We start from the raw sequence: 13,270 nt of genomic DNA, 5'->3' as shown, positions 1-13,270 counted from the left end.
CTGGCCCGCCCCATGACCAGGGTCAGCTGCCGCGGCCGTTCCTGACGCTGTTCCTGCGGCCGCTGTGCGGAGTGCCGGCGGCAGACCGCCATACAGCGACGCCCGAGGCAGCATAGGGAGCTCCCGTAAGTCGGCGGTGCGCGGAGGCCCGCGAAACGCCCGTGCCGGGAGTTCCCCCGAGCCAGCGGAAAGACCTCCTCGAACCCGCCGTCGCACCCCCTTCCCTCCCCGAAGCCCTGGCAGCAAGAGATCTTTTTGCCCATGGAGGCAACTCACATCCCGAAATGCGCGTCTGCCAAGCCAGGTAATGAACAGGTAATACGGCGTGCGAACGGAGCTTTCGGTGATCCTCGGCCTTCTGACGGCCATAGCGGCGTCCGCCTGCTATGGCACGGGTTCGGTCCTTCAGGCGGTGGGGTCGCGGAAGTCCGCTCGCCAGGAGGCGGCGAAGGCATCCAGCAGCGCCGTCACGCAGCACGGCGGCCCCAGCCTGTCGTCGACCGCCAAGGCGGCCGTGACCTGGCAATTCATGGTCGGCACTGTGCTGGACTTCATAGGTTTCGGGCTGGGCGCGCTCGCGGCGCGGATGCTGCCACTGTTCCTGTCGCAGACCGTGATCAGCGCGAACCTCGTGATCACGGCAGTGCTGAGCATCAAGCTCCTCAACATTCGCCTCACCTGTCGTGAATGGGCTTCCATCGGTGTCGTCTGCTCGGCACTGGTGCTGCTGGCCACCGCCGCCGGTCCGGAGGGCGGCAGCCATACGCCGATCAGCACCCATTGGTGGTTGCTGGCCGCCTCGGTTGCGCTCATCGGTGGCGGCATCCTGATCGTGCGTCTGCTCGGCGGACGGGCCGCGATCCTCGCCGGGCTGCTGTCCGGCCTGGGATTCGGCGCCCTCGGCGTCGGCGTACGCGTCCTGAATGGTGTGGACCCGTTCCGTCTGCCGTCCCTTCTCGGCGACCCTGCGTTGTACGCGATCCTGGTCGCGGGCATCGGCGGAATGTATCTCCACACCGTCGCCCTGCAGATCGGTTCGGTGAACGGCGCCACGGCCGCGCTGGTGGTGGGCGAGACCGTGGTGCCCGGCATCCTCGGAGTGCTGTGGCTGGGTGACTCCTCTCGTCCGGGCTTCGCCTGGATGGCGATCCTCGGCTTCGTGGTCGCTGTGGCCGGGGCCGTCGCGGTCGCCTGGTTCGGCGAGCCGGAGTCGGGACCGGGGCCGGCTCAGGAGTTGGGTTCGGATCGGGAGCCGGCTGCCGGGCCTGCGGCCGGATCGGATCAGAGAAACGGCGCGGGCCTGGAGTCCGGCTCAGCTGGACCGGACGGGGGCGGCAAGGAGCCTGTGGAGACCGGGGGCTCGTCTACGGAGAGGCCACGGAGCGCGGCGGTGTGAAGGCCACTGCTGATGCCACGGGTGGTGCCGGTACCACGGCCCTCGCCCGCGGTGGCCTCGGGCGACCGTGTGCGGCCGGGGCCGACGCCGGAGTGTTCGGGCAAACTGCCCGATATCCCGTGCTCGCTCACGGCTTCCTGACCAGCAACAGCACCATTCTTCACAGGACCGGGCCCAGTCCCACTCCGCTGCCACCCAGGCCCGGCCCTTCTCGCCCATCGCCCGCGCGGCACCCGGGTCGGTGAGCATGGCTATCAGCCGCGCCGCCACGACGGCGAGACTTCGTCCGTTCACCACATGCCTCGTCTCACCGTCGTGTACAGCGTCTGGCAGACCGCCCGAGTCGCCGACCAGTAGCGGGAGTCCGGCGGCCGCCGCCTCCAGGAAGACGATGCCCAGACCCTCAACCTCCAGCCCGCGTCGTCGAGTGCGGCAAAGCATCGGCCGCGGCGTAGACGTCGGGTGGGCACGATGCGGTTGGGCGCCCGCGAAGATCGCTGCCTCATCCATGGACTCCGTGGTGGGAAGCCTGTGCAGCTGCAGAGAGGCGGCAATGCCGATGGCGGTGGCCGCCAACAGCACCATCGCGACGAGTGTCCCGCCCGGAACGTAGGTGGCCAGGAGCCGCCCGGGCAACGGACTTTCGGCAGGTGACGCCGTCGTCCCCAACCCGAGCGGGAACTCCAGGACGTTTTCGGCGAAGGCGCCAGGGGCTGTGAGCAGGAAGGGGAGAGCCACTGTCGATACCGTCAGCATTGCCACAGCGCCACAGGTAACGGCCTGGCGCCGGCTGTGCCTGGCGGCCGCCAGCACGAGCGCGACGGGCACAGCGGGCCAGGCCGTCCACTTCAGCGCTGCTGCGATGCCCAGCAGCAGCCCCGCGCCCCGACTTGCCGCATCCGGCCGCGACCAGGCCCCAGCACATCAGGCCGATCACCGGAAGGTCGATCCCACCGACAGCCACCGGCAGGGCCACCAGCGGGCAGGCCGCGAGCCGCAGCAGCACAGGTGTGCTGTCGCGGTGGAATGCGGCACGGTACCCGAGCCGGCGGTCGGACTCCGCTCACGAACGCGCCGGACGAGTGTCCTCACCGCGGCGGCCGTCGCCAGGAAGAAGGTGCCGGCCATCCACCATCGTGCGTCCGTCAGAAGCCCGTCACCGAACACCGCGTGAGGCAGGCCGAAGACCGCCATGCCCGGAGGGTACGGGTTGTAGTCCGCGACCGTGGCGGGTGCGGGTATGTGGGGACTACTGAAGTGCAGCAGCAGGTCGCTGGAGCGCTCAACGACCGCGACCTCAAGCTGTGCGCTGCCACCCAGCACGAGAAGGAATATCGGCACGAACACCGGACCCACCACCGCGAGCAGCACCGGAAGTTGACTGGTAACAGCGGAAGCTCGTGGTGTCCGCCACCCTTTCACGCGAAGTGCCGCGGCCGTCGCCGCGCGGCCGTATCCGACTGCCGCGGAGAGACCCCAGATGCGGTGTGGGGGAAGGGTGGTGAGGAGTCCCAGGCCGAGCGCGGCGATCGTGCACGCACCCCATCCCCAGACCTCGCGGCACCTGCGTCCGCTCTGACCGCCGCCCCCACCCCGCGGCGTAAGCGAAACCCGCAGCAACTCGCCACACGACGCCAATTCCCTTACTTTGCAGGTCAGTTGATTCTTCATTACGCTCCCGTCCTCGCCTTGATCACGAGGCTATGGACGGCCGGACCACGGAGCGTCAAACGAGCAACCGAACTTCGACGTCAACCCGTGGCATGACATGGCGGCCATGGATCAACCCGTGCGGCGACGCGACCGCTACCGCGAACCGAAAAAATAACGGCATGAGCATCTCTCTCCGGCAGCGGCTCCGTGCGTGGGTCGCGTCGCCGTCTTATCCCTGGGTCTCCGGCGGGACGCTCACGGCGTTCGCGGCCGTGGAGCTGGTGGTCGTGCCGCGGCACTCGCTGGTGATCGCGCTGGGCGTGCTGCTGTCCGCGGCGGCACTGCCATGGCGTCGTGCGCGCCCGGCCATCGCAGCCCTCTCGGCCTCAGCGGTCCTGGTGAGTTTCGCTGCCGGGACAGACCTCTATATTGCGGCGGCCGTCAGCGGACTCGTCGCGTGCTACACCCTCGGACGCCACCGCGTGACGCATCCGGCGCTGCTCGTCGGTACCGGTTCGGCGCTCTCCTTCGCGGCGAATGTCTGGCATATCGCGTCCTGGCACCCGAGGTCGTACTCCGTCGACCTGCTTGCCGAGTGGTTCGTCCTGACCGTCGCGGTCCTGGCCGCGGTATCGATGGGCGACGCGGTACGCGCGCGCGAGGAAACTCAGCGCGAGCGGACGGCCGCGCAGGCCCGGCTCCTCGCGATGGAACGGCGTCAGGCTGCCGAGGCCGAACGGGCGGTGATCGCCCGCGAATTGCACGACGTCGTGTCGCACTCCGTCTCCGTGATCGCCGTGCAGGCGGAGAGCGCCACCTACACCACACCGGATCTGTCGCCGCAGGCCCGCGAGGGCTTTCAGCAGATCGCCACGTCTGCCCGCGCGTCGATGGCGGAGCTGCGCCGGCTCCTGGGGGTGCTGCGGACGGACCCTGAGGATCGCACCGGTACGGCGCCCCAACCGACCTTGGACACGTTGGGCGAGCTGATAGCACAGCACCGGTCGGTGGGCGGTGAGGTGGAGCTGCGGATCAGCGGTGACCGGGTCGCGTTGCCCACGTCCTGTGAGTTGTCGGCGTACCGCATCGTGCAGGAGGGGCTGAACAATGTCCGTCGACACGCGCCGGGAGCCCATGCGGTGGTGGAGATCGACTACCGGCCCGACCGGCTGGCGGTGCGCATTGCGGATGACGGGCCAGGCGCACCGGGCGTGGCCCATGTCGGCCATGGCCTGGTCGGCATGGAGGAGCGGGCGGCGTTGCTTGGTGGGAAGCTCACCGCGAGCCCGGGCCCGGACGGCGGCTTTCTCGTAGAGGCGGAATTCCCATGGTGATCAGAGCAATCGTGGCCGACGATCAGGCCATCGTCCGCACCGGGTTCGTCAACCTCCTGGGAACGCAGGACGACATCGAGGTGGTCGGTGAGGCGGAGGACGGTGTTCAGGCAGTCCGGATCGCCGCGGAGCAGCGCCCCGACCTCGCGCTGCTGGACATTCGAATGCCGCACAAGAACGGTATCGAAGCCGCCCGTGAGATCACTCAGGCGTCCGGCGGTGCCACCAAGGCGCTGATGCTGACCACGTTCGGAGTCGATGAGTACGTGTATGACGCGCTCGCGGCCGGCGCCAGTGGATTCCTCCTCAAGGACACCACGTTCCCCGAACTCCTGCATGCCGTAAGGGTGGTGGCGGAGGGCAATGCGCTGCTGGCTCCCGAGTTGACCAAGCGGCTGATCGCGGAGTTCGTCAAACAGCGGTCGGCGCCAGTTCCCGTGCGCACGGTGCGGGAACTGACCGGCCGTGAGGTGGAGGTGCTCGTCCACATCGCCCAGGGGTTGTCCAACTCAGAAATCGCCGCACGACTGACGATCACCGATCACACCGTCAAAACGCACATCAACCGGCTCTTCACGAAGATGGATCTCCGTGACCGCGCCCAGGCGGTGATCCTCGCCTATGAGCTGGGGCTGGTCGTCCCGCAGGGCCGGCGCCCTGCCCCTCCCCCGCGCAGCTAGTGGCGCCCGACCCTTCAGGAGCGATCCATGGCACAGCACCGGTACGCGGCGCGGTCATTCCGCCGCGTCGTCCAGCACCACCACGTCCTCGGCGGCGAAGGAGATCCCCACCCGGTCCCCGGTCTCAGGCGCCTCGCGAAGTGGGCACGCCGCCTCCACCTGTGGCCCGCTCGCTGGTTGGAGCAGCAACGCGACATGTGTGCCGCGGAAGGTCCGGGCCGCGACCGTGCAGGGCAGCCCATCCGCCGTGGAGGTCAGCCGGACGCCGGCCGGGCGGACGAGCAGGCGACAGGAACCGTCCGGGGTGCCTTCCGGCACCGGCACCTTGCCCCACGGGGTGGCTGCGGACTCGCCCTGCACGGTCGCCTCGACCACGTTGTCGAAGCCGAGGAAGCGGGCGACGAATGCGGTGGCGGGCCGCTGCCAGACCTCCAGCGGGGTGCCGCTCTGCGCGATCCGGCCGTCCCGCATCACCACGACACGGTCGGCGAGCGCGAACGCCTCCCCCTGATCGTGGGTGACGGCGAGCACCGTCGTCCCCAACTCTCGGAAGAGTCGCCGCAGTTCGACGACGAGGCGCTCACGCAGCCCCCGGTCCAGTTGCCCAAGCGGCTCGTCCAGCATCAGCAGCCGCGGGCGTGGGGCGAGCGCACGTGCCAGCGCGACCCGCTGCTGCTCGCCGCCGGACAGCGACGCCACGGCCCTCCGCTCGGCGCCCGGCAGCCCGATGAGGTCCAGCAGTTCGGTGACCGCGCGCTCCTGCTCGGCGCGGGGAGATCGCCGCATCCGAAGCCCGAACGCGACATTTCCCGCGACGTCGCGCTGGGGGAACAACTGGTGGTCCTGGAACATCAGCCCGACGCCGCGCCGGTGCGTGGGCACTCCCGCCTGGTCGCGCCCCTCCAGCAGCACCGCCCCCGCGTCGGCGTGCTGCAGTCCGGCCACCGCCCGCAGCAGAGTGGACTTGCCGCTACCACTAGGGCCCAGGACGCAGACGATTTCGTGCGCGGCAACGTCCAGGTCCACCCCGTCGAGGGCGGGGCGCGCACCGGGCGTGCCGAAGTGAACGGTGACGCCGTCCAGCCGCAGCATTTCCGGTGCCGTGGTCCCGGCCTGTGCCGTCATCTAGAACTCCCCGGAGTGATCGGTACGGATGCGTTCCAGGGCCAGCAAGGCGCCCGCGCACACCACCATCAAGATGGTCGACAGAGCCATCGCCTGGCCGTAGTTGAACTCCCCCGCGCGGCCCAGCAGTCGTGTGACGGCCACCGGCAGAGTCGGCTGGTCCGGCCGTGCGATGAAGACGGTCGCGCCGAACTCGCCGAGCGATACGGCGAAGGCGAAGCCTGCCGCGATGAGCAGCGCCCGCCGGACCATCGGCAGGTCCACTTCGCGCCAGACCTGCCAGGGCGAGGCGCCGAGGACGGCCGCTGCCTCCCTCAGCTTGTGGTCAACCGCCCGCAGGACGGGCAGCATCGTGCGGACGACAAACGGCACGCCCACCAGGGCCTGCGCGAGTGGCACCAGCCACCAGGAGGCCCGCAGGTCCAGCGGCGGCTTGTCGAGGGTGATCAGGAAACCGAAGCCGACGGTCACGGCGGAGACCCCGAGGGGCAGCATCAGCAGCCCGTCGAAGCCGCGCAGGAGCCGGGTGATCATCGGTGTCCGCCCAGACGGACCGGTCTCCGGCCGGGAGCGGGTGAGTGCGGCGGCCGCCAGGCTGCCGATCAGGAGGGCGATCGCGGTGGCCGCCGCGCCGTAGGCGAGGGAGTTCCAGAGGGCGTCGAGGGGGGCGACGGCAAAGGTGCTGTCGGCGGACGCCGCGTCGCGCAGCGTCTCGTAGAAGATCAGCCCGTAGCCGTCAGGCCCGGCGAAGGACCGCTCGACGAGCACGGCAAGTGGCAGGACGAGCAGCACGGCGATGAGGGTGAGCGTGCCCCACAGCAGCGCCCATTGGCCCGGGCCGTGCGGGCGACGAACGGTCCGGGAGGCGTCGACGAGCCGCAGGGTGGATTCGCGGCGTCGCACGGTCCAGGCGTGCAGCGCCAACAGGCCCAGTACGGCCGCGAACTGGATCAACGTCAGGACGGCGGCGGTGGGCAGGTCCAAGAAGTCGGCGGTCTGCCGGTAGATCTCCACCTCCAGAGTGGAGAAGGTCGGCCCACCCAGGATCTGCACGACTCCGAAGGAGGTGAAGGTGAAGAGGAACACCATCAGCGCCGCTGCGGCCACGGCCGGGCCCAGCGCGGGCAGCGTCACCTTCCGCCAGGCCGCGAACCGTCCGGCTCCCAGGACCCGGGCCGCCTCTTCCTGACGCGGGTCGAGCTGGGCCCACAGTCCGCCGACGGTACGGACGACAACGGCGTAGTTGAAGAAGACGTGCGCCAGCAGGATCGCCCATACCGAGGTGTCCAGCCGAACGCCCCACAGGTCGTCCAGCAGTCCACCCCGTCCGACCAGCGCCAGGAAAGCGGAGCCGACGACGACGGTGGGCAGGACGAACGGCACCGCCACCACCGCCCGCAGCAGTTGCTTGCCGGGGAAGTCGAAACGCGCGAAAACGTAAGCGCCGGGCAAGGCGACCAGCAGCGTCAACGCGGTCGACGCGGCGGCTTGCCACAGGGTGAACCACAGCACGTGAAGGACGTCCGGATCACCGAGCACCGCACTGAACCGGCCGAGCTGCCACTGTCCGCCGTCGTTCAGCCCCCGGCCGACGATCACAGCGACCGGGTAGGCGAAGAACACCGCGAAGAAGGCGAGTGGCACGGCCATCAGTCCGAGCCGTACCGCCGTTCCCCGCGCGGGCCCCCTGCGGCGGCTGCGGGCTACTTCAGAACGAGCGAGGACCACTGCTTGATCCACTGGTCACGGTTCTTGGTGATCGTCTCTGGTGCGAGCGCCGCCGGCTTATCGATCTTGGCGCCGTAGCGGGTGAACAGCTCCGGCTCCTTGGCGTCCGTGCGTGCCGGGTTGACGAACATCTGCAGCGGCATGTCCTCCTGGAACTTCTTCGACAAGAGGAAGTCGAGCAGCGCCTTGCCGCCCTTCTCGTTCTTGGCGCCCTTGAGCAGACCGCCGAATTCGATCTGTCGGAAGCAGGTGCCGGTCGCGACGCCGGTCGGGGCCTCCTTGGGAGCGGGGTTCTTGCCCATCACCTCGGCGGGCGGGCTGGAGGCGTAGGAGACCACCAGCGGCTTGTCCCCCTTGCCCTTGCCGGCGGCGGAGCCCGAGAAGCGCTCGTTGTACGCCTGCTCCCAGCCGTCGACGACCTCGACGCCGTTGGCCTTGAGCTTCTTCCAGTAGTCCGGCCAGCCGGCTTCGCCGTGAGTGGCGATGGTGCCGAGTTGGAAGGCGAGCCCCGGAGAGGAGGTGGCGGAGTTCTCCGTGACGAGCAGTCCCTTGTACTGCGGCTTGAGCAGGTCGTCAAAGGTCTGCGGCGGCGCGAGCTTGTGCTGGGTGAAGTAGGCGCGGTCGTAGTTGACGCAGATGTCGCCGTAGTCGAGGGGCGTGACCCAGTGGGCGTCCTTGTCGAGCTGCAGGTCGGCCGGGACGCTGTCCAGGCCCTTGGCCTTGTAGGGGGTGAAGATGCCGGCGTTCAGGCCGCGCGAGAGCAGGGTGTTGTCGATGCCGAAGAAAACGTCGCCCTGCGGGTTGTCCTTGGACAGGATGGCCTGGTTGACGGCTTTGCCGGCGTCCCCGCCCCTGAGCACCTTGACCTTGTAGCCGCTCTCCTTCTCGAAGGCGGCCAGGACGGACTTGGAGGCGTTGAACGAGTCATGGCTGACGAGCGTGACGGTCTTGGCGTCGGCGCTGTTGCCGCCGGTGCCCGAGCTGCCGCACCCGGCGAGTGCGGTCATACCGGCCGCGGCAGCCAGCGCTGCCGCGGTGATCCTGCTGGTGGTGCTCACTGATTCCTCCTGGCTGGCCAGGAAGAGACGCGGCCCCGCCCGGTGTCCGCTGCGTTCTGCGTCGGTGACGTTCGGCAACGGACGGTGGGCGGGGCGCAACAGCATGAGTGACGACCGAACTTCCTACCCGGAATGACCCAGGCGAGGTTCAAGGGTCTGCGGGCGCCGTAGGGCTACGACGTGTCCGCACTCTCAGCGCTGTGGCGCTCCCCTGTCGGAATGTGCATTTGTTCGACGACACCGTACCAGCGGGTGGCTCAGCGCTCCGAGGCAGCGAGCTGTCCGCAGGCACCGTCGATCTCCTGGCCCCGGGTGTCCCGAACGGTCACGGGCACGCCGTGCGCCTCGATGGCCCGCACGAACGCCAGCTCGTCCTCGGGCCGCGAGGCGGTCCACTTCGAGCCTGGCGTCGGATTGAGCGGAATGAGGTTGACATGGACCCGCTTGCCCTTGAGCAGCCGTCCCAGCAGGTCACCGCGCCATCCCTGGTCGTTGATGTCGCGGATCAAGGCGTACTCGATCGAGACCCGACGGCCGGACTTCTCGGCGTACTCCCACGCCGCGTCGAGCACCTCGCGGACCTTCCAGCGAGTGTTGACCGGCACGAGGGTGTCCCGCAGCTCGTCGTCGGGCGCGTGCAGCGACAGCGCGAGCCGGCACTTGAAGCCCTCGTCGGCGAACCTCAGCATCGCCGGCACGAGCCCGACCGTGGAGACGGTGATGCCGCGCTGGGAGAGGCCCAGCCCGTCCGGCTCGGGGTCGGTCAACCGCCGGATGGCACCGACCACCCGCTTGTAGTTGGCGAGCGGCTCCCCCATGCCCATGAAGACGATGTTGGACAGCCGCGCCGGCCCCCCGGGCACCTCGCCGTCGCGCAGCGCCCGCATCCCGTCGACGATCTGGTGCACGATCTCGGCGGTGGAGAGGTTCCGGTCCAGGCCAGCCTGGCCGGTGGCGCAGAACGGGCAGTTCATACCGCAGCCGGCCTGCGAGGAGATGCACATGGTGACCCGGTCCGGGTAGCGCATCAGGACGGACTCGACGAGGGTGCCGTCGTGCAGCCGCCACAGGGTCTTGCGGGTGGTGTCGTCGTCACACGAGATATGCCGCACCACCGACATCAGGTCCGGGAGCAGCTCCGCCGCCAGCTTCTCGCGCGCCGCCGCGGGGATGTCGGTCCACTCCGCAGGGTCGTGCGCATAGCGGGCGAAGTAGTGCTGCGACAGCTGCTTGGCGCGGAACGGCTTCTCGCCGATCGCAGCCACCGCCTCGCGGCGTTCCACCGGGCTGAGGTCGGCGAGGTGCCGAGGGGGCTTCTTCGCGCCGCGGGGGGCGACAAACGTCAGTTCTCCCGGGGCCGGGCGTGCCATGGGCGGAAACTCCTCTGTGCGACAAGGCTGGGCGGCTGCTGCCGACGCGGAACCAGGGGCCGGACGGAGCCGGAACCAGGAGGCCTCACGGATCACCCCCGCGGTCGCGGGGGCGGAAAGGGCGCGCCGCGAATGTGCGACGCGCCCTTCAAGGGTAACCGGCGGCGCTCAGCCCGATCCCACGAAGATCACGAACAGCAGCCAGACCACGGGGGCGGTCGGCAACAGGGAGTCCAGCCGGTCCATGATGCCGCCGTGACCGGGCAGCAGGGTGCCCATGTCCTTGATGCCCAGATCCCGCTTGATCATGGATTCGCCGAGGTCACCGAGGGTGGCGCTGACCGCGACCGCGAGGCCGAGCAGCAAGCCCTGCCACCAGACGCCGTCCTTGATCAGGAACTGCATGCACAGCGCGCCCGCCGCCATCGCGAAGAGCACGGCGCCGACGAGTCCTTCGCGGGTCTTGCCGGGGCTGATCCGCGGCGCGAGCTTCTTCTTCCCGAAGCGCCAGCCGACCGCGTAGGCCCCGGTGTCACTGACGACCGTCAGCAGCAGGAAGGTCAGCACCCGCTGCGGCCCGTCGTCCGCGGCCGCCAGCATCAGGGCCACGAAGGTTGCCAGGAACGGGACGTAGAAGGCCGCGAAGACGCCGGCGGTGACGTCCCGGAGGTAGTTCTGGGGCGCCTCGGTCATTCGCCAGACGAGGACGGCGAGCGCGCTGAGCGCCATCGCCACCCATGCCCCTTCGGCGCCGCGCACGTATCCGGCGACCACCATGGCGGTGCCGCCGATCGCGAGCGGGACCAGCGGCACCCGGATGTCCTTGCGCTCCGCCAGCCGCGAGGTCAGCTCCCACAGGCCCACGACGACGGCGATCGCTATGACGCCGATGAACACCGGCTTGTAGACGAAGAGCGAGGCGAGGATGACCGCGCCGAGTCCGACGCCGACCCCTATGGCGGCGCGCAGATTGCGCCCCGCGCTCTTCTTCTGCGGTTTCACTGGGTCGCTGTCGGACCCGGGGAGCGAGGTGGGCATGGGCTCCTGCGGCCTGTCGTCGCGGAACAGGGGGCCGCTCAGGCGAGCAGCCCCCCGGTCGTCCGAGTTATCCCGGATGTCCCGATGGTCGTCCTGGTGTCCGCCCGGCTCGGGCACGATGGGCATGGGCCGAGTCTGCGCCGCGCCGCCCCCGTCGTGCAGGGGACCCGCCGGGACGGGAGGCGCCGCACCGCGCAGCGAGGCGGCCGGTCCGTGGTCGGGCGGTCCCCACTGGCCGGCGCCGGGCGGGGTCCCCCAGGATGACTCGTTCATCAGACCTCTAGGAGCTCGGATTCCTTGTGCTTGAGGAGCTCGTCCACCTGCGCGACGTACTTCGCGGTGATGTCGTCGAGCTCCTTCTCGGCGCGACGCACCTCGTCCTCGCCCGACTCCTTGTCCTTGACAAGCTTGTCGAGCGATTCCTTGGCCTTGCGCCGCACGCTGCGGATCGAGATCTTCGAGTCCTCGGCCTTGTTCTTGGCGACCTTGATGAACTCGCGGCGGCGCTCCTCGGTGAGCTCCGGGAACGTCACACGGATGATGTTGCCGTCGTTGCTCGGGTTGACGCCGAGGTCCGAGTCACGGATCGCCTGCTCGATGTTGCGCAGTGCGCTCTTGTCGAACGGGGTCACCACGGCCATCCGCGGCTCCGGCACCGAGAACGACGCCAGCTGGTTGATGGGCGTCATGGCACCGTAGTAGTCCGCCACGATCTTGTTGAACATCGCCGGGTGCGCACGCCCGGTGCGGATCGCGGCGAAGTCCTCCTTGGCGACCACGACGGCCTTCTCCATCTTCTCCTCGGCTTCGAGGAGGATCTCTTCGATCACCACTTGCTCCTGGTCTTTTCGGTAAGAAGCAGAGCCTCGCCCCTGCCGCGCGTCTTCTCCTGCACGGTGTCCGACCGGCAGGCGGTTGTCCATCCCCGTACCGAGGTCTTCCCACGACCGGGGGTTGCCGCCCGCACGGGCCGACGCCCGTGCGGAATCACGGCAGTTGAGGCCCTCAGGCCCGGGTGTTCTGATCGCTGACGAGCGTGCCGATCTTCTCACCCTTCACCGCACGCGCGATGTTCCCCTCGGCGAGCAGTTCGAACACGAGGATCGGGAGCTTGTTGTCCCGGCACAGCGTGATGGCGGTGGCGTCGGCGACCTTCAGGTCGCGGGTGATGACCTCGCCGTACTCGAGAGCGTCGAACTTGACCGCGTCCGGGTTCTTCTTGGGATCGGAGTCGTAGACCCCGTCCACACCGTTCTTGCCCATCAGCATGGCCTCGGCGTCGATCTCCAGGGCGCGCTGGGCGGCGGTGGTGTCGGTGGAGAAGTACGGCATGCCCATGCCGGCGCCGAAGATGACGACCCGGCCCTTCTCCAGGTGGCGCACCGCGCGCAGCGGGATGTACGGCTCCGCGACCTGGCCCATGGTGATCGCCGTCTGGACGCGGGAGTCGATGCCCTCCTTCTCCAGGAAGTCCTGGAGGGCCAGGCAGTTCATGACCGTACCGAGCATGCCCATGTAGTCGGAGCGGGCCCGGTCCATACCGCGCTGCTGCAGTTCGGCACCGCGGAAGAAGTTGCCGCCGCCGATCACGATGGCGATCTCATAGCCGTCACGGACCACCGCGGCGATCTCGCGGGCGATGGCGTGCACGACATCGGGGTCGACACCCAGTCCTCCGCCACCGGCGAACGCCTCGCCCGACAGCTTCAGAAGGAAGCGCCGCCTGCCGCCGTTCCCGGCTTTGTGTGTGTCCGCGCCGTCGGCACCGTGATTCATTGAGCTCTCCTCGTGCACATACGAAGAAGGCCATTGCCGTGGGTCTTGGTCAGATCCCTGTCCGGCAATGGCCTCCTCGTCACATCTGCGGCCGACCGATGAGCGGCCGACT

12 protein-coding genes are annotated in these 13,270 nt (G+C 69.1%); 3 read left to right on the top strand and 9 right to left on the bottom strand.

Annotation, left to right across the window (positions count from 1 at the left end; all coding sequences use genetic code 11):
• Window positions 1-343: 343 nt before the first annotated feature.
• Entirely contained in the window at window positions 344-1,396 is a 1,053-nt protein-coding gene (locus ACO0M4_RS04090; RefSeq protein WP_430371235.1) for a hypothetical protein, read from the top strand.
• Here the strand turns inward: ACO0M4_RS04090 and ACO0M4_RS04085 are convergent.
• Together ACO0M4_RS04085 and ACO0M4_RS04080 are read right to left on the bottom strand one after the other, a co-directional pair.
• Window positions 1,313-1,837, bottom strand: a complete 525-nt coding sequence (locus ACO0M4_RS04085) for a glycosyltransferase (protein ID WP_430371234.1) — start codon at window positions 1,835-1,837, stop codon at window positions 1,313-1,315. The two genes, ACO0M4_RS04090 and ACO0M4_RS04085, sit on opposite strands and share 84 nt — an antisense overlap.
• 492 nt (window positions 1,838-2,329) lie before the next feature.
• Window positions 2,330-2,767 carry a hypothetical protein gene (locus ACO0M4_RS04080; RefSeq protein WP_430368219.1) on the bottom strand — a complete coding sequence of 146 codons (438 nt, stop codon included), beginning with the start codon at window positions 2,765-2,767 and terminating at the stop codon, window positions 2,330-2,332.
• 461 nt (window positions 2,768-3,228) lie between these two features.
• Here ACO0M4_RS04080 and ACO0M4_RS04075 point away from each other — a divergent pair, with 461 nt between their 5' ends.
• Both ACO0M4_RS04075 and ACO0M4_RS04070 read left to right on the top strand, forming a co-directional pair.
• Window positions 3,229-4,383, top strand: coding sequence for a sensor histidine kinase (locus ACO0M4_RS04075; protein ID WP_430368218.1), 1,155 nt, complete (start codon window positions 3,229-3,231; stop codon window positions 4,381-4,383).
• Window positions 4,377-5,063, top strand: coding sequence for a response regulator (locus ACO0M4_RS04070; RefSeq protein WP_430368217.1), 687 nt, complete (start codon window positions 4,377-4,379; stop codon window positions 5,061-5,063). The genes ACO0M4_RS04075 and ACO0M4_RS04070 overlap by 7 nt, the downstream gene beginning before the upstream one ends.
• Before the next feature lie 54 nt (window positions 5,064-5,117).
• On the opposite strand, the gene ACO0M4_RS04065 is transcribed toward ACO0M4_RS04070, so the two are convergent.
• From ACO0M4_RS04065 to pyrH, 7 genes are all read right to left on the bottom strand, one after another.
• Window positions 5,118-6,188 carry an ABC transporter ATP-binding protein gene (locus tag ACO0M4_RS04065; RefSeq protein WP_430368216.1) on the bottom strand — a complete coding sequence of 357 codons (1,071 nt, stop codon included), beginning with the start codon at window positions 6,186-6,188 and terminating at the stop codon, window positions 5,118-5,120.
• Window positions 6,189-7,838, bottom strand: coding sequence for an ABC transporter permease (locus tag ACO0M4_RS04060; protein ID WP_430368215.1), 1,650 nt, complete (start codon window positions 7,836-7,838; stop codon window positions 6,189-6,191).
• Between the two features lie 53 nt (window positions 7,839-7,891).
• On the bottom strand, window positions 7,892-8,974 hold the full coding sequence (locus ACO0M4_RS04055; protein WP_430368214.1) for a thiamine ABC transporter substrate-binding protein: 1,083 nt from the start codon (window positions 8,972-8,974) through the stop codon (window positions 7,892-7,894).
• A gap of 257 nt (window positions 8,975-9,231) precedes the next feature.
• The gene (gene rlmN / locus ACO0M4_RS04050; RefSeq protein WP_430368213.1) at window positions 9,232-10,344 is read right to left on the bottom strand and encodes a 23S rRNA (adenine(2503)-C(2))-methyltransferase RlmN; all 1,113 of its coding nucleotides are present in this window, start codon (window positions 10,342-10,344) and stop codon (window positions 9,232-9,234) included.
• A gap of 168 nt (window positions 10,345-10,512) precedes the next feature.
• Window positions 10,513-11,655, bottom strand: coding sequence for a phosphatidate cytidylyltransferase (locus ACO0M4_RS04045; RefSeq protein WP_430368212.1), 1,143 nt, complete (start codon window positions 11,653-11,655; stop codon window positions 10,513-10,515).
• Window positions 11,655-12,212: a ribosome recycling factor gene (gene frr / locus ACO0M4_RS04040; RefSeq protein ID WP_366337560.1), complete on the bottom strand. Its 558-nt coding sequence runs from the start codon at window positions 12,210-12,212 to the stop codon at window positions 11,655-11,657. The genes ACO0M4_RS04045 and frr overlap by 1 nt, the downstream gene beginning before the upstream one ends.
• Window positions 12,213-12,387: 175 nt before the next feature.
• A complete protein-coding gene (gene pyrH, locus ACO0M4_RS04035) occupies window positions 12,388-13,158 on the bottom strand; it encodes a UMP kinase (RefSeq protein ID WP_016572241.1) in 771 nt (256 codons plus the stop codon).
• Window positions 13,159-13,270: the final 112 nt, after the last annotated feature.

It is taken from the genome of Streptomyces sp. RGM 3693 (genome assembly GCF_050471125.1).
GTDB lineage: Bacteria > Actinomycetota > Actinomycetes > Streptomycetales > Streptomycetaceae > Streptomyces.
This window is presented reverse-complemented; position numbering and strand designations above follow the sequence as displayed.

Excerpts from the sequence above, each read along its gene's own strand:
- ACO0M4_RS04085 (WP_430371234.1), bottom strand. The coding sequence starts at position 1,837 with ATGCTTTGCCGCACTCGACGACGCGGGCTGGAGGTTGAGGGTCTGGGC.
- ACO0M4_RS04075 (WP_430368218.1), top strand. The coding sequence starts at position 3,229 with ATGAGCATCTCTCTCCGGCAGCGGCTCCGTGCGTGGGTCGCGTCGCCG.
- ACO0M4_RS04070 (WP_430368217.1), top strand. The coding sequence starts at position 4,377 with ATGGTGATCAGAGCAATCGTGGCCGACGATCAGGCCATCGTCCGCACC.
- ACO0M4_RS04065 (WP_430368216.1), bottom strand. The coding sequence starts at position 6,188 with ATGACGGCACAGGCCGGGACCACGGCACCGGAAATGCTGCGGCTGGAC.
- ACO0M4_RS04060 (WP_430368215.1), bottom strand. The coding sequence starts at position 7,838 with ATGGCCGTGCCACTCGCCTTCTTCGCGGTGTTCTTCGCCTACCCGGTC.
- rlmN (WP_430368213.1), bottom strand. The coding sequence starts at position 10,344 with ATGGCACGCCCGGCCCCGGGAGAACTGACGTTTGTCGCCCCCCGCGGC.
- ACO0M4_RS04045 (WP_430368212.1), bottom strand. The coding sequence starts at position 11,655 with ATGAACGAGTCATCCTGGGGGACCCCGCCCGGCGCCGGCCAGTGGGGA.
- pyrH (WP_016572241.1), bottom strand. The coding sequence starts at position 13,158 with ATGAATCACGGTGCCGACGGCGCGGACACACACAAAGCCGGGAACGGC.